This window comes from Parabacteroides sp. FAFU027 (assembly GCF_022808675.1).
In the GTDB taxonomy this organism is placed as follows: domain Bacteria; phylum Bacteroidota; class Bacteroidia; order Bacteroidales; family UBA7332; genus CAXXIC01.
In genome coordinates, this window is record NZ_JAKZKV010000003.1 from 428,242 (window position 1) to 448,565 (window position 20,324).

31 protein-coding genes are annotated in these 20,324 nt (G+C 40.5%); 3 read left to right on the forward strand and 28 right to left on the reverse strand.

Annotation, left to right across the window (positions count from 1 at the left end; genetic code table 11):
- Position 1: 1 nt before the first annotated feature.
- The gene (locus MLE17_RS07090) at positions 2 to 1,117 is read left to right on the forward strand and encodes a hypothetical protein (RefSeq protein WP_243348058.1); all 1,116 of its coding nucleotides are present in this window, start codon (positions 2 to 4) and stop codon (positions 1,115 to 1,117) included.
- Here MLE17_RS07090 and MLE17_RS07095 read toward each other — a convergent pair.
- Positions 1,114 to 2,808 carry an Eco57I restriction-modification methylase domain-containing protein gene (locus MLE17_RS07095; RefSeq protein WP_243348059.1) on the reverse strand — a complete coding sequence of 565 codons (1,695 nt, stop codon included), beginning with the start codon at positions 2,806 to 2,808 and terminating at the stop codon, positions 1,114 to 1,116. The two genes, MLE17_RS07090 and MLE17_RS07095, sit on opposite strands and share 4 nt — an antisense overlap.
- Before the next feature lie 807 nt (positions 2,809 to 3,615).
- Between MLE17_RS07095 and MLE17_RS07100 the strand changes: the two genes are divergently transcribed.
- On the forward strand, positions 3,616 to 4,368 hold the full coding sequence (locus MLE17_RS07100; protein ID WP_243348060.1) for a hypothetical protein: 753 nt from the start codon (positions 3,616 to 3,618) through the stop codon (positions 4,366 to 4,368).
- Positions 4,369 to 4,441: 73 nt separating this feature from the next.
- Entirely contained in the window at positions 4,442 to 4,969 is a 528-nt protein-coding gene (locus MLE17_RS07105; protein ID WP_243348061.1) for a hypothetical protein, read from the forward strand.
- Between the two features lie 78 nt (positions 4,970 to 5,047).
- Here the strand turns inward: MLE17_RS07105 and MLE17_RS07110 are convergent, their stop codons facing one another.
- From MLE17_RS07110 to rpsS, 27 genes are all read right to left on the reverse strand, one after another.
- Positions 5,048 to 5,596: a hypothetical protein gene (locus MLE17_RS07110; protein WP_243348062.1), complete on the reverse strand. Its 549-nt coding sequence runs from the start codon at positions 5,594 to 5,596 to the stop codon at positions 5,048 to 5,050.
- A 150-nt stretch (positions 5,597 to 5,746) separates the two neighbouring features.
- The gene (locus MLE17_RS07115) at positions 5,747 to 8,065 is read right to left on the reverse strand and encodes a DUF5703 domain-containing protein (RefSeq protein ID WP_243348063.1); all 2,319 of its coding nucleotides are present in this window, start codon (positions 8,063 to 8,065) and stop codon (positions 5,747 to 5,749) included.
- Positions 8,066 to 8,299: 234 nt separating this feature from the next.
- Positions 8,300 to 8,773, reverse strand: coding sequence for a 50S ribosomal protein L17 (rplQ, locus tag MLE17_RS07120; protein ID WP_243348064.1), 474 nt, complete (start codon positions 8,771 to 8,773; stop codon positions 8,300 to 8,302).
- A 4-nt stretch (positions 8,774 to 8,777) separates the two neighbouring features.
- Positions 8,778 to 9,770 (reverse strand): DNA-directed RNA polymerase subunit alpha, encoded by a 993-nt coding sequence (locus MLE17_RS07125; RefSeq protein WP_243348065.1) that lies wholly within the window; start codon positions 9,768 to 9,770, stop codon positions 8,778 to 8,780.
- Between the two features lie 11 nt (positions 9,771 to 9,781).
- Positions 9,782 to 10,387: a 30S ribosomal protein S4 gene (gene rpsD / locus MLE17_RS07130; RefSeq protein WP_243348066.1), complete on the reverse strand. Its 606-nt coding sequence runs from the start codon at positions 10,385 to 10,387 to the stop codon at positions 9,782 to 9,784.
- A 111-nt stretch (positions 10,388 to 10,498) separates the two neighbouring features.
- Positions 10,499 to 10,888 carry a 30S ribosomal protein S11 gene (gene rpsK / locus MLE17_RS07135; protein WP_243348067.1) on the reverse strand — a complete coding sequence of 130 codons (390 nt, stop codon included), beginning with the start codon at positions 10,886 to 10,888 and terminating at the stop codon, positions 10,499 to 10,501.
- Positions 10,889 to 10,897: 9 nt separating this feature from the next.
- On the reverse strand, positions 10,898 to 11,278 hold the full coding sequence (gene rpsM / locus MLE17_RS07140) for a 30S ribosomal protein S13 (protein WP_243348068.1): 381 nt from the start codon (positions 11,276 to 11,278) through the stop codon (positions 10,898 to 10,900).
- 30 nt (positions 11,279 to 11,308) lie between these two features.
- Positions 11,309 to 11,425: a type B 50S ribosomal protein L36 gene (gene ykgO / locus MLE17_RS07145; protein ID WP_243348069.1), complete on the reverse strand. Its 117-nt coding sequence runs from the start codon at positions 11,423 to 11,425 to the stop codon at positions 11,309 to 11,311.
- A gap of 11 nt (positions 11,426 to 11,436) precedes the next feature.
- Entirely contained in the window at positions 11,437 to 11,655 is a 219-nt protein-coding gene (infA, locus tag MLE17_RS07150) for a translation initiation factor IF-1 (protein WP_243348070.1), read from the reverse strand.
- 5 nt (positions 11,656 to 11,660) lie between these two features.
- A complete protein-coding gene (gene map, locus MLE17_RS07155; RefSeq protein ID WP_243348071.1) occupies positions 11,661 to 12,443 on the reverse strand; it encodes a type I methionyl aminopeptidase in 783 nt (260 codons plus the stop codon).
- A 5-nt stretch (positions 12,444 to 12,448) separates the two neighbouring features.
- Positions 12,449 to 13,783, reverse strand: a complete 1,335-nt coding sequence (gene secY, locus MLE17_RS07160) for a preprotein translocase subunit SecY (protein WP_243348072.1) — start codon at positions 13,781 to 13,783, stop codon at positions 12,449 to 12,451.
- 4 nt (positions 13,784 to 13,787) lie between these two features.
- Complete coding sequence (gene rplO, locus MLE17_RS07165; RefSeq protein ID WP_243348073.1) at positions 13,788 to 14,234, reverse strand: 50S ribosomal protein L15; 447 nt, start codon at positions 14,232 to 14,234, stop codon at positions 13,788 to 13,790.
- Positions 14,235 to 14,263: 29 nt separating this feature from the next.
- On the reverse strand, positions 14,264 to 14,440 hold the full coding sequence (rpmD, locus tag MLE17_RS07170; RefSeq protein WP_243348074.1) for a 50S ribosomal protein L30: 177 nt from the start codon (positions 14,438 to 14,440) through the stop codon (positions 14,264 to 14,266).
- A 17-nt stretch (positions 14,441 to 14,457) separates the two neighbouring features.
- Positions 14,458 to 14,976: a 30S ribosomal protein S5 gene (gene rpsE / locus MLE17_RS07175; RefSeq protein WP_243348075.1), complete on the reverse strand. Its 519-nt coding sequence runs from the start codon at positions 14,974 to 14,976 to the stop codon at positions 14,458 to 14,460.
- A 5-nt stretch (positions 14,977 to 14,981) separates the two neighbouring features.
- Positions 14,982 to 15,323 carry a 50S ribosomal protein L18 gene (gene rplR, locus MLE17_RS07180; protein WP_243348076.1) on the reverse strand — a complete coding sequence of 114 codons (342 nt, stop codon included), beginning with the start codon at positions 15,321 to 15,323 and terminating at the stop codon, positions 14,982 to 14,984.
- Positions 15,324 to 15,344: 21 nt separating this feature from the next.
- Complete coding sequence (gene rplF / locus MLE17_RS07185) at positions 15,345 to 15,902, reverse strand: 50S ribosomal protein L6 (RefSeq protein ID WP_243348077.1); 558 nt, start codon at positions 15,900 to 15,902, stop codon at positions 15,345 to 15,347.
- Positions 15,903 to 15,919: 17 nt separating this feature from the next.
- A complete protein-coding gene (gene rpsH, locus MLE17_RS07190) occupies positions 15,920 to 16,315 on the reverse strand; it encodes a 30S ribosomal protein S8 (RefSeq protein ID WP_243348078.1) in 396 nt (131 codons plus the stop codon).
- 55 nt (positions 16,316 to 16,370) lie between these two features.
- Positions 16,371 to 16,640 (reverse strand): 30S ribosomal protein S14, encoded by a 270-nt coding sequence (rpsN, locus tag MLE17_RS07195; RefSeq protein ID WP_243348079.1) that lies wholly within the window; start codon positions 16,638 to 16,640, stop codon positions 16,371 to 16,373.
- Positions 16,641 to 16,645: 5 nt separating this feature from the next.
- Positions 16,646 to 17,200: a 50S ribosomal protein L5 gene (gene rplE / locus MLE17_RS07200; protein WP_243348080.1), complete on the reverse strand. Its 555-nt coding sequence runs from the start codon at positions 17,198 to 17,200 to the stop codon at positions 16,646 to 16,648.
- Positions 17,200 to 17,520 carry a 50S ribosomal protein L24 gene (rplX, locus tag MLE17_RS07205; RefSeq protein WP_243348081.1) on the reverse strand — a complete coding sequence of 107 codons (321 nt, stop codon included), beginning with the start codon at positions 17,518 to 17,520 and terminating at the stop codon, positions 17,200 to 17,202. The genes rplE and rplX overlap by 1 nt, the downstream gene beginning before the upstream one ends.
- A gap of 15 nt (positions 17,521 to 17,535) precedes the next feature.
- Positions 17,536 to 17,901, reverse strand: coding sequence for a 50S ribosomal protein L14 (gene rplN, locus MLE17_RS07210; RefSeq protein WP_243348082.1), 366 nt, complete (start codon positions 17,899 to 17,901; stop codon positions 17,536 to 17,538).
- A 5-nt stretch (positions 17,902 to 17,906) separates the two neighbouring features.
- Complete coding sequence (gene rpsQ / locus MLE17_RS07215) at positions 17,907 to 18,164, reverse strand: 30S ribosomal protein S17 (protein WP_243348083.1); 258 nt, start codon at positions 18,162 to 18,164, stop codon at positions 17,907 to 17,909.
- Between the two features lie 9 nt (positions 18,165 to 18,173).
- Positions 18,174 to 18,371, reverse strand: coding sequence for a 50S ribosomal protein L29 (rpmC, locus tag MLE17_RS07220; RefSeq protein ID WP_243348084.1), 198 nt, complete (start codon positions 18,369 to 18,371; stop codon positions 18,174 to 18,176).
- A gap of 7 nt (positions 18,372 to 18,378) precedes the next feature.
- Positions 18,379 to 18,810: a 50S ribosomal protein L16 gene (gene rplP, locus MLE17_RS07225; protein WP_243348085.1), complete on the reverse strand. Its 432-nt coding sequence runs from the start codon at positions 18,808 to 18,810 to the stop codon at positions 18,379 to 18,381.
- Between the two features lie 27 nt (positions 18,811 to 18,837).
- Positions 18,838 to 19,572, reverse strand: a complete 735-nt coding sequence (gene rpsC / locus MLE17_RS07230; protein WP_243348086.1) for a 30S ribosomal protein S3 — start codon at positions 19,570 to 19,572, stop codon at positions 18,838 to 18,840.
- A 10-nt stretch (positions 19,573 to 19,582) separates the two neighbouring features.
- Positions 19,583 to 19,993 carry a 50S ribosomal protein L22 gene (rplV, locus tag MLE17_RS07235; RefSeq protein ID WP_243348087.1) on the reverse strand — a complete coding sequence of 137 codons (411 nt, stop codon included), beginning with the start codon at positions 19,991 to 19,993 and terminating at the stop codon, positions 19,583 to 19,585.
- A 49-nt stretch (positions 19,994 to 20,042) separates the two neighbouring features.
- Positions 20,043 to 20,312, reverse strand: coding sequence for a 30S ribosomal protein S19 (gene rpsS / locus MLE17_RS07240; protein WP_243348088.1), 270 nt, complete (start codon positions 20,310 to 20,312; stop codon positions 20,043 to 20,045).
- Positions 20,313 to 20,324 lie beyond the last annotated feature (12 nt).

Sequence of the window (20,324 nt, forward strand, 5' to 3'; positions counted from 1 at the left end):
TATGGATAAAGCATTTAAAACTCCACCGAAAACCTCTACACTACTGACTGACATCAACAAATTGCCTCAAATATTCAAAGATTTAGTAGGTAAAGAGTTTAAACTAACCGGAAAAACAAGAACAGATGGAGCCAATCTAAGAAAACTTATCGCCAATCAACTTCTTACGAATGGATTGCCCGAAGGTGCATTAGAAGGTGAATATGAGATTGTACCTCCAAAGAAAAAAGGTGTTCCGAAGATGGTCCGTGAGTTTATTGACAGCTACATAATAACCAGTAGAACTTCATACAATCTTCAGGTATGGAATAGGATACCCAATTGTAAAACGATACTTGTAAAATACGAATCAGGTGATTCTCTTAAATGCGATGATATAAGATATGTATTGGTCAAGGTTGATGTTGAAAATTCAATTGTAGAATCTATTTTTATCCTAACAGCTGATTATATAGAAGCCAACTTCGGAAAATTCGGCAAACCAACCATTAAACATCAGCTCCTGATTTCCAATAAAGTAAGAAAGCAGATTTACTCCAGCCTCGATAAGATTCTATCTTTTCCTGATAGCCGAAAGTTGTCCTATCTGGTTACAGACCATTATGAAAAGCCTGAAGATTATATGGCCAAAGAGGCCTCTGTCAACAGCTTATATTCGATTAATCTATTAATTGAGCTGGTTGCAAAGAAGCTAATTGGAAAGAAACTCGATAACAACACAACTAAAAACAGAGGTCAGGCTCTTGAAAGAATGGTTCTTGATTTATTGGGCTATGAAATGAATGAGGATGAAAATCTTGCCGGAAACTTCCCCGATATTCCCAATCAATTATTGGAGGTTAAAGTACAGGATACACAAACTGTTGACTTGGGGAAATTCAGTCCGGAAAAGGAAGAGCTGGTCAGTCCCGAAAACAATCTCACCACTTTCGACGTAAGATATTTAATTGCGTTGACTAATCCGGCAACAGATATTATTGAAGGAATTATTCTGGCTCCTGGTGAAAAACTGGGAGAACTATTCACCTATGTGAGTGATGTAAGCTATAAATGCCAACGCTCAATCCCAATGTCGTTCTTTGATACTTACAAAGGGCAATGTGTGGTCAATCCTTAGAATCCAAAAGATTTTTCCACTAAAACATTAAGCTTGGTTTCCAATTCCCGGAATTCTTTATTCTGAGATGAGAGCTCATTTAGTTCTTTTACTATCGACACTATCTCTTTTGAATATTCACTTTGGGGATTAGGTATAGGGTATTTCTCAATGTATTGACTGAAATACCGTCTTCTACCAGAGTATAGTTTATTATTAAAGCACAAATCATGATAACGTGACATCAGATTGGAATTTGATACTCCTTGAATTAGAAACAACAACTCTTTTTCAGCTTCATTCTGTGCCACAATCCAATAACAGTTTCCATTTACTACCGCACCGGCTTCATCATAATAAAAGCGTGCATCAATACTGATATCAGGAAACACCAATTTAGGGAAGGGCCATAAAGCTGGATTTTGAGGTACCCACATTTCGTACCATTTACGACCGGCATCTATTAGATATTTTCTACTGCGAAGTTGTTCTTTATGTAGTTCAAAATAGGCTTTCGCCTTAGGATAATTGTTTATATCAACTACGGAACGCTTCCCACTTTGTGCGTAATGCGGATACAGAACTTTCAAATCATTTTCAGCCTGAGCTCCCCAACGCTGAATGTTTTCCTGGGAAATGAGTTTTTTAAATAAATCTGATTCAGGTACAATTGATTCATTCTCCCATGATTCTCGTAGAAAGACATTATCTGCACAAGATTTAATTCCGACTCTGACTTTAAACCTATCTCCAATCAGAAAAGATGAATTTGTTTTAATTTTTTCTATCCAATTATTTTCATCACTGGTAGTCATTTGCCAAATATCTGATTTATCGGGTGAATGCTTCAACAACCCAACATTAAAAGCATATCTTTTTTCTTCTATATCATACACTCCAGACTGACTTGTTGAGAGGATTTTATAAATAGAATCTGAGGGAATTGCTTTTATATCAGGGGAAATGCGCTCTTCGTATATTTTAGCAAAACGACACGGTTGGGATAACTTATGATTACTACTTTTTTTACGACCAATAAAAATTGCAGGCAATACTGCTGCATCAAATATTTTAGTATCACCCAAATCAATCACTTCCAGCAATTCATAATTCTCAAGAAGAAATTTACGGATAGATTCTCCACTTTTGGTAAAGAGATAGCGATTAGATGTTATGACCCCTATCAATCCTCCTTTTTTTAAAACATTTGTCATCGCAATCAGGAAAGGATAATATAAGTCAACGCGGCCCTTTAAATTAAATCTCTTAGCGATTTCCTGGGCTTTATCAGCACCCAATATTTGAGTTCTGACATAAGGAGGATTCGCAATAATTACATCCGCATATTCTGAAACAGTTTGTTGGCTGAAAAGGTCCATGGCTTGCACACAAGCCCCATTTGATTCAAGAAAATCCTCCTGCCGGATGTCTATTTTATAATTCTTAAAATCAGAAAGAATAGATTGGGAAACATGAAGATAATCCTGATTGGTATCAAATCCTTTTATCTCCAGATTTAGCTGATTATTTTGAACCTTAAACTTTCGAGCGAAAGAATTAAGTAACTCTCCTTCTCCACAAGCCGGGTCAAGCACGGTTAATGAGGATAATCCGTTTAGGTCTAATTCACCAATTAATTTATCAGCTAGAAAATCAGCCAATTCTGTAGGGGTAAATGTAGCTCCGGAATTTTTTATAGTTACTTCTTTCATCTCAAATCTTTTTGCAAAGATAAGAAATTAAGCCCTTGGCATAAGAATTCTATTTTTATTAAAGTAGTTAGTTCAATCGAAAGTCATCATACCATTTATAAACGAACTCATAATCTAAACCAACCGTATCAATATCCCCTGCATGTCCCTTATCAGTACATCGCAAGGGATTCTTTTCATATCATAGTTAATCATAATCCCATCGCTCCACATCAATCAGACTACAGAATAATCAGCTCAATAAACACTGAATATCAACGCCCTATCATAGTTCAACAGAACTTCTACACTCCGCTTCATTACCCAAACAGTCATGACTGTTCGGTTTTCATAGTTGCTTGTTACTCCAACAGTCATGACTATTGGAGCTACAAAGTAGCTCGAAGGTCGAATAGTCATGACTGTTCAAGCTTCAAAGCACTTTTATGTCGCTACATAGTGGCTTGTAGTTTCAACAGTCATGACTGTTGAAACTACAAAGTAGCTCGAAGCTCCAATAGTCATGACTTTTCGAGCTACAAAGCACCTCGAAGGTCGAATAGTCATGACTGTTGGGACATCGAGCAAGCTTGTAGTCATTACGAGGCACATCGTAGTGACTACAAGCCGACTCGATATCGGAATAAAGCACAGCCCGGTTCTTACTAGCAACTGTGTTGCCATAACAAACTCACTTGTAGTTCGATTGAAGCGATACGTTTGCCCGATAAAGCACGACGAAGCGGGAATAAAAACATCTGTTACGGGAAAAATGCACTTTAAAACAGGAATATTGCAGATTAATGGAAGAAAAGCATTGCTTATTCAATGATATTTTTTAATTTGCAAAACAATAAAACCAATATTTGGAAATACAATAGTATGCCGGACCGTTCGAGAATCCCCCGTATGATTAGCACGTTTAACGTCTATATCATCTCTACAAGCAGATATTTGATTGCAGGCACTCCGATAACCAATGGTGAAAGGCTGGAGCTTTCCCCTGAGGATATATCCACGTGGATTGCTTTTGCAGAGGAATGGAAACCGCTCTATAAGCTATACAGCGACAAAAGTTATAGCCGCACAACCGCTATTAAAGACCAATTGCTGTTGATAATTTCCCGCACAGTGACTTTTGATGCCAAATATCACTTGCTGGACCGTATCTCAACATCGCCACAAGTTACTGTTACAGATATAGCGGTCTTCAATATCAAGAGAGGATTACTTCAAAAGAAAACACATACCATTTCCATAACGCCTGTCAAAGATACTGTAAGAGCTATCCTTAAGCCAATCGGTGGTGGACAGGCCTATATCAAATGTTTGGGCAGCACGGCTCAACGGCCAGGTATTGTTGCCGGTGCCGATTGCGTACAATACCTCTACTGCATCGGGGATACTCCTCCCCTCTCGGCCAATGACCCCGGATTAAAAACGGGGCTCTCCTCCCGCGCCTCCTTTACCCTCGATATCGGTGCGGCATTCCAGGGTAAGAAACTCTTTATCTATTTCCGTTGGTTCAATACCCGCCATCCGGAATTGGCCGGTTCGTGGAGTGGGATGATGGAGATGTAGGTGTTGTGATTAACTTCAAAACTGAATAAAAAAGACATTTGATGATATTTCAGAGATTAACACGGACTTTTCAATGATAGAATACGAACTTCCTTATTCATCCTTTCTTGTTGCAAACAGAAATTATTGCGAAAATATCGAGATGCAACTTCAAACGTTAGGCGCTGATTGCAACGGCTATTGTAATGGATTCGGATATGAGATAGATTCTGTATTTATCAGGAATAATCTAACCTATAATATCAAATTCATCAAGTATCAGACAACTCAGGGTAAAGGAGATGCTCATGAATATGCCGGATTAGAACTATTCATATCCGGAATCAATAACAAAGGAGAATTTGTAGCAGGAAAGTCTATAATCAAACGATTATTTACCCCTTATGAAATCAAAAGTATTCTTCCAAAGCCTTATTATATGAAGTTTGAAGACTGGAGCTATAGTGAATTCAACGAAAGTTTTGCTCATTTTTTATTGAAGAACAGTATTTCCGGAATCAGACTAAAAGAGGGTAAACTTGCCGTAAAGATTCACGAGCCAATAGATGAAATAGCAGAGTTCATCACAGATATTGAAAAACTTATTCGTCAAATACCTTAAGAAGGAATAAGATTATAGCAACAAAAAGCTCCCGTTTGCACTGATTAGCAAGCGGGAGCTTTTTGATATATATTCTGATTACTTCGTATCAAAGAAATAGCCCAGAGATAAAGCGACTGCTGACAAATGAGTTTTCTGTAGAATCTGGTTATCCTGAAGATAATTGTCATACGTAGAATTATTCCGGATCGGAACCAATAACGCAAGCGACCATCGGGTGCGGCTTTCTTTCGGATTGATAAAATAATCGAGTCCGATACCGACAGATGGTCCATAGAAAAGCCGGTTAAGGCTCTGCTGGTTCTCTACCGAAAGCATCGCATTGTAACCATACATCGCCAGGGCATAAGGTGCAAAGTGAGGCGTATCGCTTTTCCGGTTTGCCCTGTATCTTACACCCACATTATAACCCACTCCGGCATAGGTAACACCGGAACCGACAAAGGCTCCCAGATTATGGTTATACTCGTAAGTCAGGTTCCCTCCCAACATTCCCCCGTAATCAAACCCGGTACCAATTCCCACCAGTACATTACCGGGCATATTGGCCAGCAAAGGCTCTTTAGCGTTGACGATTTGGTTAGAAAACACAAAGCACAGGAGAAGTATAATTACGTTTTTCAACATGGCGAATGAGTTACAATGAATAAAGTCTCTGCAAAATAAGCAAAAATAGCGATACATTTTCCGAATCGCAGAGATTCATTCAATAAAACAGAAATGGGAGCTATATCGTATCTTGCTCCAATAACTATTCGTCTGGTCATGGCAATCCTGTTATTCGTGCCAGATGACCACATCCTTGCGACGGCTTTCGGGCGTAACCTTCAGGTTTAGTATATCCCCGTTGCGGATTTCACCCTCCACAATGGTATTGTAGGGTGCATGTAGCTTAAATCTGGCATTCCAATCCTTCGGCCAGGCCGGCAAGAGGATAATCTTACGGTCATGAGTCTGCATCAGCATCTCCTGCAGTGCAATCATTCCCGATCCACCCCAGTTATGGTCAGGCACCCAGTCATGTCCCGGCCCCCAGAAGGCAGGAAAGCGCAGTTTACCATCTTGTAGCTTGAGTACGGTATATTTTTTTGCTTCGTCGGTCAGCCCCAGTCTGGCTGCAAAAATCGCAGCCTGCGCCCAACTCTCATGATGATGGTTTTTCACACAGAACGGGTCGTAGAGATAGGTATTGCGTGCCACATCGAGGTCCGGTCTATCCACACCATACAATCCCCAGGGATAGACGGGATAAAGCTGTGGCGTTTCAGTATTCTGAATACGCGCCCAATTTTCAGCGGGAGCCAGCTTCATCTTACCATCCAGCGTACGGGTCGGAACGGGCGGGATACGTTTCAGCATCAGTGTCCACTTCTCCCGTTGTTCATCAGTGAGGTAAGAATTAGGCAACTCTGTGAGACGGGTAAGCACCACCCTGAGTGCCGAAATATAGGTAGTTGAATTATATGTCATCTTATAGGTCTCTGCCGCGGAACTTGGATAAAAGACGTAATTGCCATTGCCATCCCATATCTTCGCTCCGCGCTGTTTGGCCAGCATTTGATAGTGTTCATCAAAGAAAGTCAGGCAGCTTTCGATAAATGGGATATAGGAGCTGATATTACGGCCTTCGTAACGTTCGGTCTCCAGCATCATATAGCAGAACTCGAGGCAGGTCTCCCACGAATATTCAAGCCAGGCGTTATACTCAATTCCCTTATCGAAGTCAGCCGGATGTTTCCATCCATACTCGGCCATATTGGGTAAACCGAAATTCTCCAGCTGTTCGGTAAAGCAGGCGCCTTTGTGTTTCCAGTAAACTTCACTTCTCAATTCAGCTGTCTTTAGCGAGCGCAGGTAAAAATCAAACTGCGGCTTTATCATATCCAGGTCACCGCTCTTAAACATCGGGTAGTACACCAACCGTTGGTTCTGAGCCGTCATCAGTCCTCCGCCCCAGTTACGGTGATCAGGAGTCCCCAGATTCGTACTATCGGTAAATACGGGGTCGAAAGTAAATAAACCGCCATTGAACTTGGTCGGATAATCCCCGTAAGCATTGCATCCAAGCATATAACGGAAAAGCTGATAGTTCCGTCCCACCTGCCATTTGGCATCAGTAGTATTCCCTTCAATAGAAATGTAACTACGGTTCCAGTATTGACTCCACCAATCCTGCGTTTTACGTTCTGCAGTTTTGGCATTCAGTTTTGCATCGTTCTTTATTTTCTCCAAACCAACTTTCCACTGTTCGATATCTCCCACTTTAGCCACATATAAAGCTAATTCCAGCTGAATGGACCAGGAAGGTTTAGCGCTTTTCAATCTCAAGCCTTTAAAGGTGGTATTGATATATTTACCGGAGACTGTACCATCAGGTATCATATTAGTTCCGCTCATTGTACCACCAAAGACAAGATTCTTCAATGGATTCTGCATCTGTTCCTTCACCGATTCCATCCCTTGCTGACGAACGGTAATATCAAAAGCATCATCAGTATCTATCCGGTTCTGATGATAGAACATAACCTCATTACCGCTAAAAGCAACGTTATCTTTATGGGTCTTAACATCTATATTTTTAGGCGGAAACTTAAACGAATTGGAACGAAACTCTTTTGTAACCGGCACAAAATCCTCAAAACGCCAGTTCTCATAAGTAGCAATGGCATCTACAGCTTTAGGACTCTTCACTTCCAGATGAACAACCGGTCTAAAGACATCCACCCAAATTAAGACATCAGTACCACCACCGGTAATCTTTACCCTTCCTTTTTCCAGTTGAAGGGTTTGCATAAAGTCATTACCGGAAAAAGGATTAGGATTTAGATTCAATCTAACCCGGCCGAGCTTCAACATCGCATTGTTTTCATCAAAAGTACCACTGCGGGAAATATAGAATAAAATATCCCCATTTTCCACCCATACATTTAGCCCGATATCACCACCCCCGCACGGCATCGATTCGCTGGAATTAACACTCTGCTTATGCCATGTCACTTCATAGGATGAAAGGGAATTAGTTTGAGCTTGAAGCTGACTACTAAATATAGAAAGGAACAGTAAACCTGAAAAGGCTACAGCACATAGTTTTTTCATGAATGCAGGTAGTTAGTGAGTAAAGGGTCTGATAATGATATAACAAAAATAAGGCAATACTTGCACACGTTCAAGCCATAAACCCTGAAAGCTAATTGAAACGATAAATAGAGTATGCTTTTTGATGAAATACAAACAAAAAGGGAAGGAACAGAATCTTTTTAGAGAAAGGTATATATGCAAAAAGACCGTAAGCAGAAGCCTACGGTCTTTTTATATGAGCTTTTGAAAGAATTACTCAGCTGATTCAGTTGATTCAGGAGCAGATGCTTCAGGAGCAACGTCAGCGGCTTTTTTAGTAGAACGACGAGTTCTGGTTTTCTTAGCAGCTTTTTCTTTCAACATGTTTTCGTTGTAGTCAACCAATTCGATGAAACACATTGAAGCGTTGTCACCCAAACGGTTTCCTGTTTTCAGGATACGAGTGTAACCACCCGGACGGTCTGCTACTTTCGCAGCAACACCCTGGAAGAGTTCAGTTACCGCAACTTTATTCTGCAGGTAGCTAAATACTACACGTCTTGAGTGAGTAGTATCCTCTTTTGATTTAGAGATGATAGGCTCAACATATACTCTCAGTGCTTTTGCCTTTGCAACAGTAGTAAAGATACGTTTGTGCAAAATCAAAGAAGCTGCCATATTTGACAACATAGCTTGTCTGTGAGAGTGTGTGCGACCCAAATGATTGAATTTCTTATTGTGTCTCATTACTTTACTCTTTGTCTAATTTATATTTAGCAATATCCATTCCAAAAGAGAGGTTCAGATTTTCAAGCAACTCATCCAATTCAGTCAATGACTTCTTACCGAAGTTTCTGAATTTCAACAAGTCTGCTTTATTGTATTGAACCAGCTCACCCAGTGTTTCTACGTCTGCTGATTTCAGACAGTTCAAAGCACGTACAGAAAGATCCATGTCAACCAGTTTTGTTTTCAACAACTGACGCATGTGCAATACTTCCTCATCGAAATCTTCGCCGCTTTCAGTGTCGCTCAGTTCAAGAGTAATCTTTTCATCTGAGAACAACATGAAGTGGTAGATCAAAATCTTAGCAGCTTCTTTCAAGGCTTCTTTCGGATGGATAGAACCATCTGTAGCAATCTCAATAACGAGTTTCTCGTAGTCAGTTTTTTGTTCAACACGGTAGTTTTCAACCGAATATTTCACATTGCGGATCGGAGTATAGATCGAGTCAATGGGAATTACACTAACATCGTCAGACAAGTTACGGTTTTCGTCAGCCGGTACATATCCACGTCCTTTGTTAATGGTTAATTCAATTGTAAAGCTAGCCGAAGGGCTCAGGTTGCAAATCACCAACTCGGGGTTAAGCACCTCGAAACCTGATAATTGTTTACTGATGTCACCCGCTTTGAACACTTCAGTACCCGAAACAGTTATAGCGACTTTCTCAGTTTCGAACTCTTCAACGATTTGTTTCAAACGTACCTGTTTCAGATTCAGGATAATGTTTGTAACATCTTCTATAACTCCCGGAATAGTAGAAAATTCATGATCTACTCCGTCGATTTTGATAGAAGTAATCGCGAAACCTTCTAACGAAGAAAGGAGGATTCGGCGTAATGCATTACCTACGGTGATGCCATATCCGGGCTCCAATGGACGAAATTCGAATTTACCGAATGTTGCGTCCGATTCTAGCATGATAACTTTATCGGGTTTTTGAAATGCTAATATCGCCATGAAATTACTTATTATTTAGAATACAATTCTACGATCAACTGTTCTTTGATATTTTCAGGAATATCAGTTCTCTCAGGCATGTGAAGGAATTTTCCTGACATTGCAGTTTTATCCCATTCTAACCATGGATATTTGCTGTGGTTGAAACCAGCCAAAGCGTCAACAATTACCTCAAGAGATTTTGATTTTTCACGAACGCCAATCACCTGACCTGGTTTAACAGAGAAAGAAGGAATGTTTACCACTTTACCGTTAACCACGATGTGACGGTGAGAAACCAACTGACGAGCAGCTGCACGGGTTGGTGCCAATCCCATGCGGAATACTACGTTGTCAAGACGAGCTTCGAGTAATTGAAGCAACACCTCACCTTTAATACCTTTTGTGCGTGAAGCTTTTTCAAATAAGATACGGAATTGTTTTTCCAAAACACCGTAAGTATATTTAGCTTTTTGTTTTTCACGCAGCTGAATACCATACTCAGATGTTTTTTTCTTTCTTCCGTTTCCGTGTTGTCCGGGAGGATAGTTCTTTTTAGAAAGAACTTTATCAGGTCCAAAAATAGCCTCACCGAATTTACGAGCAATCCTAGTTCTAGGTCCAGTATATCTTGCCATTTGTTTTTTTAATTAGTGTCAACTTAGAATCCCAATCAGTGCAGCCGCGATTGCAGAGAGGATTTGGTGCAACCTTTTCACAAATTATGACTCTAAACTTCGGATTTTGAATTAAACTCTTCTTCTTTTTGGAGGACGACATCCGTTGTGTGGAAGTGGAGTAACGTCAACGATCTCAGTTACTTCTATTCCGGCACCGTGGATAGTACGAATTGCAGACTCACGTCCGTTTCCTGGTCCCTTAACATAAGCCTTTACTTTTCTCAAGCCAAGGTCGAATGCGATTTTAGCGCAGTCTTGTGCAGCCATTTGAGCTGCATAGGGAGTGTTCTTTTTAGAACCACGGAATCCCATTTTACCTGCAGAAGACCATGAGATAACTTGTCCTTCGCTGTTAGCAAGCGAAACAATAATGTTGTTGAACGATGAGTGAACGTGAAGTTGTCCGTTAGCGTCAACCTTCACATTTCTCTTTTTCGCGGCGACTGTCTTTTTTGCCATACTTAATTATTATTTAGTAGCTTTTTTCTTGTTAGCAACTGTTTTCTTCTTACCTTTACGAGTACGGGCATTGTTTTTAGTACTTTGTCCTCTCAAAGGCAGACCGATACGGTGACGAACACCACGATAACAACCGATATCCATCAATCGCTTGATGTTCAGTTGAACTTCAGAACGCAGATCACCCTCTACTTTGTACTCACTACCAATGATCTCACGAATTTTGGCAGCTTGGTCATCTGTCAGGTCTTTTACTTTTGTATCTTTGTCGATTCCTGCTTTTTCCAAGATAGCATTTGAACTGCTACGACCAATTCCGAAGATATAAGTCAACGCAATTTCAGCTCTTTTATTTTGCGGCAAGTCAACACCAACTATTCTTATAGCCATACACTTGAATTATTTTGCAAAATTAGTAATTTATCCCTGACGCTGTTTGTATTTGGGATTTTTCTTGTTAATAATATATAAGCGACCCTTTCTTCTTACGATTTTACAGTCAGCAGTACGCTTTTTCAAAGATGCTCTTACTTTCATATCTGTTTTTTTTATTTGTATCTGAATGCAATTCTCCCCTTCGTTAAATCGTAAGGAGACATTTCTACACGCACTTTATCACCGGGTAGAATCTTAATATAATGCATACGCATTTTACCAGAAATATGCGCGGTGATTTCATGTCCGTTTTCCAACTCTACACGGAACATCGCGTTTGACAACGCTTCAATGATGACCCCGTCTTGTTCGATTGCCGATTGTTTTGACATTTAGCCTATTTGGATTGATTGTTTAATACTTCTTCTACAAATTCAAATGAAGATAAAATATCTGCTTTTCCGGGACGAACAGCAATAGTATGCTCAAAGTGAGCTGACATTTTCCCGTCTTTAGTACGGGTAGTCCAGCCGTCACGTTCAAAGAGAATGTTTTTGGAACCTTGATTAATCATAGGTTCAATTGCAATAACCATTCCCGATTTAAGCATCGGTCCGGTACCTCTTCGTCCATAGTTGGGAACTTCCGGGGCTTCGTGTAGTTTTTGACCTACTCCGTGACCTACCAGCTCTCTTACTACAGAATAGTTGTGACGTTCACAGTGCTCTTGTACAGCATGACCAATATCTCCTACTCTTTTCCCGTGAACAGCCTGTTCGATTCCAAGGTAAAGGGATTCTTTCGTAACCTGAAGTAAACGTTTTGTTTCTTCATTTACTTCACCTACACAGAAAGTATAGGCAGAATCACCATAAAACCCATTCATCAATACTCCACAATCGACAGAGACAATGTCTCCATCTTTCAACGGAAGATTGTTTGGAATGCCATGAACAACCTGGCTATTGGGTGAGATGCAGAGCGTATTAGGGAAGCCACTGTAACCGAGGAAAGCCGGGATGGCTTTGTGATCACGAATGAACTGTTCTGCACATTTGTCCAATTCGAGAGTTGTTACCCCGGGTCGGATTAACTTAGCCACTTCGGCTAAAGTCTTTCCGACCAGGAGCGAACTCTGACGAATCAGCTCTATTTCTTCATCAGTCTTTATATAAATCATCTTTTTTAATAAGCCGCAGCAGTACGTCCTTTAATACGACCTGACTTCAATAATCCGTCATAGTGGCGCATCAACAGGTGACTTTCTACTTGCTGCAATGTATCCAATACAACACCTACAAGGATTAGCAGAGAGGTTCCGCCAAAGAACTGTGAAAAGCCCTGGCTTACACCGAACACGCTTGCAAATGCAGGCATTACAGCGATAATTGCCAGGAAGATTGATCCTGGTAAAGTGATACGTGACATGATTTCGTCAATATACTCAGCTGTCTTTTTACCTGGCTTTATACCTGGAATAAATCCGTTATTGCGTTTCATATCTTCAGCCATTTGATTAGGTTGAATAGTGATCGCGGTATAGAAATAGGTAAAGAGAATAATCAGAACACCGAAAGTAATGTTGTAACCCAATCCTGTGTGATTCATAAATGACTGAAGGAAAGGACCTACACCCTGAACTTTCGAGAAGCCGATAATTGTGATAGGAATAAACATAATTGCCTGAGCAAAAATGATTGGCATCACACCGGCAGCATTAATCTTTAACGGAATATACTGACGGGCCCCACCATACTGTTTATTACCTGCAATTTGCTTAGCATACTGTACGGGGACTTTTCGTGTTCCCTGCACTAGGAGGATAGCAGCAGCAATTACAAACAGGAGGAAAATAATTTCAGCCAGGAACATTACCAAACCACCGGTTTTTTCAGTAGTACGCAGGATAAACTCCTGAGTAATTGATTTAGGCAAACGAGCGATAATACCTACAAGGATGATAAACGAAATACCGTTACCAATTCCTTTATCAGTAATTCTCTCACCTAACCACATTACGAACATACTACCGGCAGTCATGATAATAGTTGATGAAATCACAAACCACATGCCACCAGGCATAGCAGCTCCAGCCTGTTTAAGCTGAACATTCAAGTTAATCAAATAAGAAGGAGCCTGGAAGAAAAGAATCAAAACCGTAAGAATACGGGTATATTGATTCATTTTTCGACGTCCACTTTCTCCCTCTTTTTGTAACTTTTGAAACTTAGGAACAGCAATGGTGAGCAACTGAATTACGATTGAAGCAGAGATATAAGGCATAATACCCAACGCAAATACAGAAGCGTTAGAGAACGCACCACCGGAAAACATATCCAGAAGCGCCAATAAGCCACTATTTGTTTGCGAACGCAAAGCCGTCAAGGCTTGTGGGTCAATACCCGGAAGTACTACATATGATCCAAAACGATAAACTGCTACTAAAAGTAGTGTAGTAATGATCCGACTTCTCAGATCTTCAATCTTCCAAATGTTTTTTATGGTTTCAACTGCTCTCATTGTATTAGAGTTTTGCTACGGTTCCACCTGCTGCGATAATTGCAGCTTCTGCTGATTTTGAGAAAGCATTGGCTTCTACTTCCAATTTGATAGTCAAAGATCCGTTTCCAAGGATTTTAACCAATTGAGAAGATGAGATGAAACCAGCTTCGATCAAAGTGTCAACACCGATTTTAGTTAATGATTTAGCCTCAGCCAATTCTTGTAAAGTATCCAAATTGATCGCTTTGTACTCAACGCGATTAAAGTTTTTGAAGCCGAATTTAGGCAAACGTCTTTGTAAAGGCATTTGTCCCCCTTCGAATCCTACTTTGCGAGAGTAACCAGATCTTGATTTAGCACCTTTATGACCTCTTGTAGATGTTCCGCCCATACCTGATCCGGTACCACGTCCGATTCTTTTTCTGGTTTTAACAGAACCTACAGCAGGTTTCAAATTACTTAAATTCATATCCTTATAAATTTACTTTTTACAAACAATTATTCTACTACAGAGATCAGGTGCTGTACTTTAGCTACCATCCCCATGATCTGGGGAGTAGCTTCGTGCTCAACAACTTTGTTCAGTTTGGTCAATCCCAAAGCATCCAAAGTTCTTTTTTGAGTCGCAGGACATTTGATTCTGCTCTTAACTTGTTTAATTTTGATAGTTGCCATTTCTGAGTCCTCCTTAATTAACCTTTAAATACTTTTTCTACCGAAACAGCTCTGTTTTGAGCAACAGTATAAGCATCACGGAGTTCGCTCAAAGCAACCATTGTAGCTTTTACAAGGTTGTGTGGGTTTGAAGAACCTTTTGATTTAGCCAATACGTCGGTCACACCAACACTTTCAAGTACGGAACGCATCGCACCTCCGGCTTTAACCCCGGTACCGTGAGAAGCTGGTTTTATGAAAACTTCAGCACCACCGAATTTTGAAAGTTGTTCGTGAGGAATAGTACCTTTCAGTACGGGAACTTTGATCAGGTTCTTTTTAGCTGCTTCTACGCCTTTAGCGATAGCAGTAGTTACCTCGCTTGCTTTACCAAGGCCCCAGCCTACGATTCCGTCTTCGTTACCTACAACCACAATTGCAGAGAAGCTGAATGTACGACCACCTTTAGTAACTTTGGTAACACGGTTGATTGCAACCAATCTGTCTTTTAATTCAAGATCAGTTGTTACTTTAACTCTATTATTGATTCCTGACATGATGATTAAAATTTAAGTCCAGCGTTACGGGCAGCATCTGCCAATTCTTTAATTCTACCGTGATACAGGAAACCGTTACGGTCGAATACAACAGTTGTAATTCCTGCCTCAGCTGCTTTTTTAGCGATAAGTTCACCTACTTTCGCTGCTTGTTCTTTTTTAGGGGCTTTCTCAAGACCCAGTGAGCTAGCTGCAGCTAAAGTTTTTCCTTCAAGATCATTGATGATCTGAACGTATATTTGACTGTTGCTTCTGAAAACAGACATACGGGGGATGTCGGCAGTACCGCTAATTTTTCCGCGTACGCGTTGTTTAATCTTCAGTCTTCTCTCTAACTTATTTAACATAGTCTTGCTTTTTTACATGAATTATTTACCCTTACCTGCAGATTTACCTGATTTTCTGCGGATAATTTCACCCACAAACTTGATACCTTTACCTTTGTAAGGCTCTGGTTTGCGGAACGAACGGATTTTAGCACAAACTTGTCCGATCAATTGTTTATCTGCTGATTCAAGGATAATCAACGGGTTTTTATTTCTCTCTGATTTGGTCTCTACTTTAACCTCTGCAGGCAGTTGCAAGAAAATGTTGTGGCTGTATCCCAAAGAGAACTCAACAAGTTGAGCCTGGTTTGAAACACGGTAACCAACACCAACAAGTTCCATTTCTTTGCGGTATCCCTGAGAAACACCTACTACCATGTTGTTGATCAAAGAGCGATACAATCCATGTAAAGCACGTTGTTGCTTTTCGTCAGAAGGACGGGTCAAAACTACTTTTCCTTCCTCTACAGCGACTTCAATACCACCTGTAATTTCTTGTGACAAGGTTCCTTTTGAACCTTTTACAGTTACTACGCCGTCAGCAAAAGTAACGGTTACACCAGCAGGGATAGAGACAGGCAATTTTCCAATTCTTGACATTCTGTATTCCTCCCTGATTAATAGATGTAACAAATAACTTCACCACCGATTTTAAGGTCAGCCGCTTCTTTGTTTGTCATTACTCCTTTAGAAGTTGACAAGATAGCGATACCCAAACCGTTCAATACTCTCGGCATTTCTTTGTAACCGGTGTACTGACGTAAACCGGGAGAAGAAATACGGATCAGCTTTTTGATCGCGTTAACTTTGTTAACTGGATCGTACTTCAAAGCGATCTTGATTGAGCCCTGAGGCCCTTCTTCTACAAACTTATAGTTAAGAATGTAGCCTTTTTCGAAAAGAATTTTAGTAATTTCTTTCTTCAAATTTGACGCAGGAACTTCAACAACGCGGTGATTTGCTTTAATCGCGTTTCTCAGTCTGGTCAAATAGTCTGCGATAGGATCTGTCATGATTTGAAAATTAAATTGATCCGGTTGTCCGGACAATATTTAACACTATAAAAATTTACCAGCTTGCTTTTTTCACACCCGGGATAAGTCCTGCTGATGCCATTTCACGGAACTGAATACGTGAAATACCGAACTGACGGATATATCCTTTCGGTCTTCCGGTTAATTTGCAACGGTTGTGCAAACGAACAGGAGATGCATTTTTAGGAAGTGCTTGCAAAGCTTCGTAGTTGCCTTCAGCTTTAAGTTGTTCACGTTTAGCGGCATATTTAGCAACCAGCTTAGCTCTTTTCACTTCGCGGGCTTTCATTGATTCTTTAGCCATGTCAATTAGTCTTTTTTAGCGTTTTTGAATGGTAAACCAAATTCTTTCAGAAGAGCATAGCCTTCTTCGTCTGTTTTTGCAGAGGTCACAAAGGTAATATTCATTCCGAGAATTTTGCTAATGCTATCGATATTAATTTCAGGGAAAATGATTTGCTCCTGGATACCAAGGGTGTAGTTACCTCTTCCGTCGAGTTTGCCTTCGATACCTTTGAAGTCACGGATACGTGGCAAAGCAACGCGAACGAGACGTTCAAGGAACTCATACATTTTCTCACGACGCAAAGTTACCATAACGCCGATAGGCATTTTTTTACGCAACTTAAAGTTTGAGATGTCTTTGCGAGACAAGGTGGCTACTGCCTTCTGACCTGTGATTGCTGTCAGTTCGTTGATTGCAGTTTCGATGATTTTTTTATCTGCTACTGCAATACCGAGACCCTGGTTGATTACGATTTTTTTCAAAACTGGCACCTCCATCGCAGAGCTGTAGTTAAATTCTTTCATCAACGCAGGAGCTACTCTTTCTTTGTATTCTTGTTTAAGACTGGCAGTATTCATTACTTGATCTCCTCTCCTGATTTTTTAGATACACGTACTAAAACTCCTGCTTCGTTCAGTTTGCGACCAACGCGGGTTGGTTTGTTGGTTTTCGGATCTACTACATTAAGATTCGAAATGTGAATAGGAGCTTCTTTTTTTACAATTCCTCCCTGAGGATTTTGCGCGTTTGGTTTTACATGTTTAGATACCATGTTTACACCTTCTACGATAGCGCGGCTTTTAGAGATCTGTACTTCAAGTACACGACCTGTTTTACCTTTATCGTTGCCGGCGTTCACGAAAACCATGTCGCCTTTTTTGATATGTAACTTACTCATTCTCTAATTTAGGAATTAAAGCACTTCTGGTGCGAGTGATACAATTTTCATGTTTGTTGCACGAATCTCTCTTGCAACCGGGCCGAAGATACGGCTACCTCTGATCTCACCAGCGTTGTTCAACAATACGCAAGCGTTGTCATCGAAGCGAATATAAGATCCATCTGCACGACGGATCTCTTTTTTCGTTCTTACTACAACAGCTTTTGACACAGCGCCTTTTTTTACGTCGCTTGAAGGAATAGTGCTTTTTACTGCAACTACGATGATATCACCTACAGTTGCGTAACGTTTGCGGGTTCCTCCCAATACTCTGATACAAAGAGCTTGTTTTGCTCCACTGTTATCAGCTACAATTAGTCTTGACTCTTGTTGTATCATTTTTCTTACTTAGCTCTTTCGATTATTTCAACTAATCTCCATCTTTTCAATTTGCTCAATGGACGAGTTTCCATGATTTTTACGGTGTCACCGATATTACATTCGTTTTTCTCGTCATGAGCGTGATATTTCTTCGTTTTATTAACGAATTTACCGTAGATAGGGTGTTTTTCTTTCCATTTAACCGCTACAGTAATGGTTTTATCCATTTTGTTGCTGAAAACAACACCTACGCGTTCTTTTCTAAGATTTCTTGTTTCCATCAGGCTCAATTATTGTTCGTTAAGTTCTCTTTGGCCCAAAACGGTTTTCAGGCGTGCGATGTCTCTGCGGAGTTGTTTAATCTTAGCAGGACTGTCCATAGGAGTGATGGCATGGTTAAGCTTCATCTGATCAAGAGCTGCTGATTCTGCATCAATTTTCTCGATCAACTCCTTGGTGCTTAATTCTTTGATTTCTGCTACTTTCATACTTTAATTATGCGTTTGCGTTATCATCGTAGTCACGACGTACAACTAGTTTAGTAGTAACCGGAAGTTTCTGAGCAGCCAGGCGCAATGCTTCTTTAGCAATTTCTGCCGGTACACCTTCTACTTCGATGATGATTCTACCTGGAGTAACAGGGGCAACAAATCCTTCTGGAGAACCTTTACCCTTACCCATACGTACCTCTGCAGGTTTTTTAGTGATAGGTTTGTCCGGGAAGATACGAATCCAGATTTGTCCCTGACGTTGCATATAACGTGTTACCGCGATACGAGCCGCTTCGATTTGACGGCCAGTGATCCATTTTGACTGTAAAGCCTTGATACCAAAAGAACCGAATGCCAACTGATTTCCGCGTTGAGCAATACCCTTCATGCGGCCTTTCTGTTGTCTTCTGAACTTTGTCTTCTTCGGTTGTAACATTGTCTGTAAAATTCAGTGTTAGTTAAATTACTTTTTTCTTCTCTTGAATCCGCCGTCGCGTTTTTGACCTTCGCGGTTACCGCCTTGTTGACGACCTGATTCTTTTTGCTGAGTGAATTGTGGAGTAAGGTCTTTTTTACCGTAAACTTCGCCACGGCAGATCCATACTTTCACGCCCAACAAACCTACTTTAGTAAGCGCTTCAGCCAAAGAGTAGTCGATGTCAGCTCTCAATGTGTGAAGAGGAGTACGTCCTTCTTTGTACATTTCTGAGCGAGCCATTTCAGCTCCGTTCAAACGACCAGAGATTTGGATTTTGATACCTTCTGCACCCATTCTCATAGTAGAAGCGATTGCCATTTTCACAGCTCTGCGGTAAGCGATTTTTCCCTCGAGTTGGCGAGCAATGTTGTTAGCTACGATAACAGCATCTAACTCAGGTTTTTTCACTTCGAAGATATTGATTTGTACATCTTTGTCAGTGATTTTTTTCAACTCTTCTTTGAGTTTATCAACTTCCTGACCGCCTTTACCAATGATGATACCCGGGCGAGCTGTACAAACAGTGATAGTAATCAACTTCAGTGTACGTTCGATAACAATGCGAGAAACACTTGCTTTAGCAAGACGCGCGCTCATATACTTGCGGATTTTTGCGTCTTCCAACAAGATATCGCCACAGTTTTTGCCACCGTACCAGTTAGAGTCCCAACCACGTACGATTCCTAAACGGTTACTAATCGGATTTACTTTTTGTCCCATCTTGCGTCTCTTATGCGTTAGTGTTTTTATTTTCCATTGTATCTACAAACAATGTTACGTGGTTCGAGCGTTTACGAATTCTGTAACCACGTCCTTGCGGAGCAGGACGTAATCTTTTAAGCATTGTTGCTGAATCAACGAATACTTGAGAGATATACAATTCACCGCTTTCTGCTTTACGATCGTTTTTCTGTTCCCAGTTAGCGATTGCAGAACGCAGCAATTTTTCCATTCTGTTAGAAGCCTCTTTAGAAGAGAATTTCAATACACCAAGTGCACGGAAAACTTCCATGCCTCTAACCATGTCCGCTACCAGGCGCATTTTGCGCGGTGAGGTAGGAACGCCGGTCAGCTTAGCGAAGTATTGGGTCTTCAGGGCTTCTTTTCTATTATCTGCTGATATTTTTTTTCTTGCACCCATTTTAAATGTTTCTTTTAAAAATCAAATTTAATGTGTCCTGTAAACGGGATTAGCGCTTTTTGTTACCGCCGTGTCCACGGAAAGTACGGGTAGGTGAGAATTCACCTAGTTTGTGACCTACCATGTTCTCAGTTACATAAACAGGGATAAATTTGTTACCGTTGTGAACTGCTATTGTATGGCCTACAAAATCCGGAGAGATCATAGAAGCTCTTGCCCATGTTTTGATCACGGTTTTTTTACCGGACTCATTCATAGCCAAAACTTTTTGTTCAAGCTTCACATTGATATATGGGCCTTTTTTAAGCGAACGACTCATAGTTTAACTCAA

Bases quoted from the DNA above. Each gene is read 5' to 3' on its own strand.
- MLE17_RS07090 (WP_243348058.1), top strand. From the start codon at position 2: ATGGATAAAGCATTTAAAACTCCACCGAAAACCTCTACACTACTGACT.
- MLE17_RS07095 (WP_243348059.1), bottom strand. From the start codon at position 2,808: ATGAAAGAAGTAACTATAAAAAATTCCGGAGCTACATTTACCCCTACA.
- MLE17_RS07100 (WP_243348060.1), top strand. From the start codon at position 3,616: ATGATATTTTTTAATTTGCAAAACAATAAAACCAATATTTGGAAATAC.
- MLE17_RS07105 (WP_243348061.1), top strand. From the start codon at position 4,442: ATGATAGAATACGAACTTCCTTATTCATCCTTTCTTGTTGCAAACAGA.
- MLE17_RS07110 (WP_243348062.1), bottom strand. From the start codon at position 5,596: ATGTTGAAAAACGTAATTATACTTCTCCTGTGCTTTGTGTTTTCTAAC.
- MLE17_RS07115 (WP_243348063.1), bottom strand. From the start codon at position 8,065: ATGAAAAAACTATGTGCTGTAGCCTTTTCAGGTTTACTGTTCCTTTCT.
- rplQ (WP_243348064.1), bottom strand. From the start codon at position 8,773: ATGAGACACAATAAGAAATTCAATCATTTGGGTCGCACACACTCTCAC.
- MLE17_RS07125 (WP_243348065.1), bottom strand. From the start codon at position 9,770: ATGGCGATATTAGCATTTCAAAAACCCGATAAAGTTATCATGCTAGAA.
- rpsD (WP_243348066.1), bottom strand. From the start codon at position 10,387: ATGGCAAGATATACTGGACCTAGAACTAGGATTGCTCGTAAATTCGGT.
- rpsK (WP_243348067.1), bottom strand. From the start codon at position 10,888: ATGGCAAAAAAGACAGTCGCCGCGAAAAAGAGAAATGTGAAGGTTGAC.
- rpsM (WP_243348068.1), bottom strand. From the start codon at position 11,278: ATGGCTATAAGAATAGTTGGTGTTGACTTGCCGCAAAATAAAAGAGCT.
- ykgO (WP_243348069.1), bottom strand. From the start codon at position 11,425: ATGAAAGTAAGAGCATCTTTGAAAAAGCGTACTGCTGACTGTAAAATC.
- infA (WP_243348070.1), bottom strand. From the start codon at position 11,655: ATGTCAAAACAATCGGCAATCGAACAAGACGGGGTCATCATTGAAGCG.
- map (WP_243348071.1), bottom strand. From the start codon at position 12,443: ATGATTTATATAAAGACTGATGAAGAAATAGAGCTGATTCGTCAGAGT.
- secY (WP_243348072.1), bottom strand. From the start codon at position 13,783: ATGAGAGCAGTTGAAACCATAAAAAACATTTGGAAGATTGAAGATCTG.
- rplO (WP_243348073.1), bottom strand. From the start codon at position 14,234: ATGAATTTAAGTAATTTGAAACCTGCTGTAGGTTCTGTTAAAACCAGA.
- rpmD (WP_243348074.1), bottom strand. From the start codon at position 14,440: ATGGCAACTATCAAAATTAAACAAGTTAAGAGCAGAATCAAATGTCCT.
- rpsE (WP_243348075.1), bottom strand. From the start codon at position 14,976: ATGTCAGGAATCAATAATAGAGTTAAAGTAACAACTGATCTTGAATTA.
- rplR (WP_243348076.1), bottom strand. From the start codon at position 15,323: ATGTTAAATAAGTTAGAGAGAAGACTGAAGATTAAACAACGCGTACGC.
- rplF (WP_243348077.1), bottom strand. From the start codon at position 15,902: ATGTCAAGAATTGGAAAATTGCCTGTCTCTATCCCTGCTGGTGTAACC.
- rpsH (WP_243348078.1), bottom strand. From the start codon at position 16,315: ATGACAGATCCTATCGCAGACTATTTGACCAGACTGAGAAACGCGATT.
- rpsN (WP_243348079.1), bottom strand. From the start codon at position 16,640: ATGGCTAAAGAATCAATGAAAGCCCGCGAAGTGAAAAGAGCTAAGCTG.
- rplE (WP_243348080.1), bottom strand. From the start codon at position 17,200: ATGAATACTGCCAGTCTTAAACAAGAATACAAAGAAAGAGTAGCTCCT.
- rplX (WP_243348081.1), bottom strand. From the start codon at position 17,520: ATGAGTAAGTTACATATCAAAAAAGGCGACATGGTTTTCGTGAACGCC.
- rplN (WP_243348082.1), bottom strand. From the start codon at position 17,901: ATGATACAACAAGAGTCAAGACTAATTGTAGCTGATAACAGTGGAGCA.
- rpsQ (WP_243348083.1), bottom strand. From the start codon at position 18,164: ATGGAAACAAGAAATCTTAGAAAAGAACGCGTAGGTGTTGTTTTCAGC.
- rpmC (WP_243348084.1), bottom strand. From the start codon at position 18,371: ATGAAAGTAGCAGAAATCAAAGAATTAAGCACCAAGGAGTTGATCGAG.
- rplP (WP_243348085.1), bottom strand. From the start codon at position 18,810: ATGTTACAACCGAAGAAGACAAAGTTCAGAAGACAACAGAAAGGCCGC.
- rpsC (WP_243348086.1), bottom strand. From the start codon at position 19,572: ATGGGACAAAAAGTAAATCCGATTAGTAACCGTTTAGGAATCGTACGT.
- rplV (WP_243348087.1), bottom strand. From the start codon at position 19,993: ATGGGTGCAAGAAAAAAAATATCAGCAGATAATAGAAAAGAAGCCCTG.
- rpsS (WP_243348088.1), bottom strand. From the start codon at position 20,312: ATGAGTCGTTCGCTTAAAAAAGGCCCATATATCAATGTGAAGCTTGAA.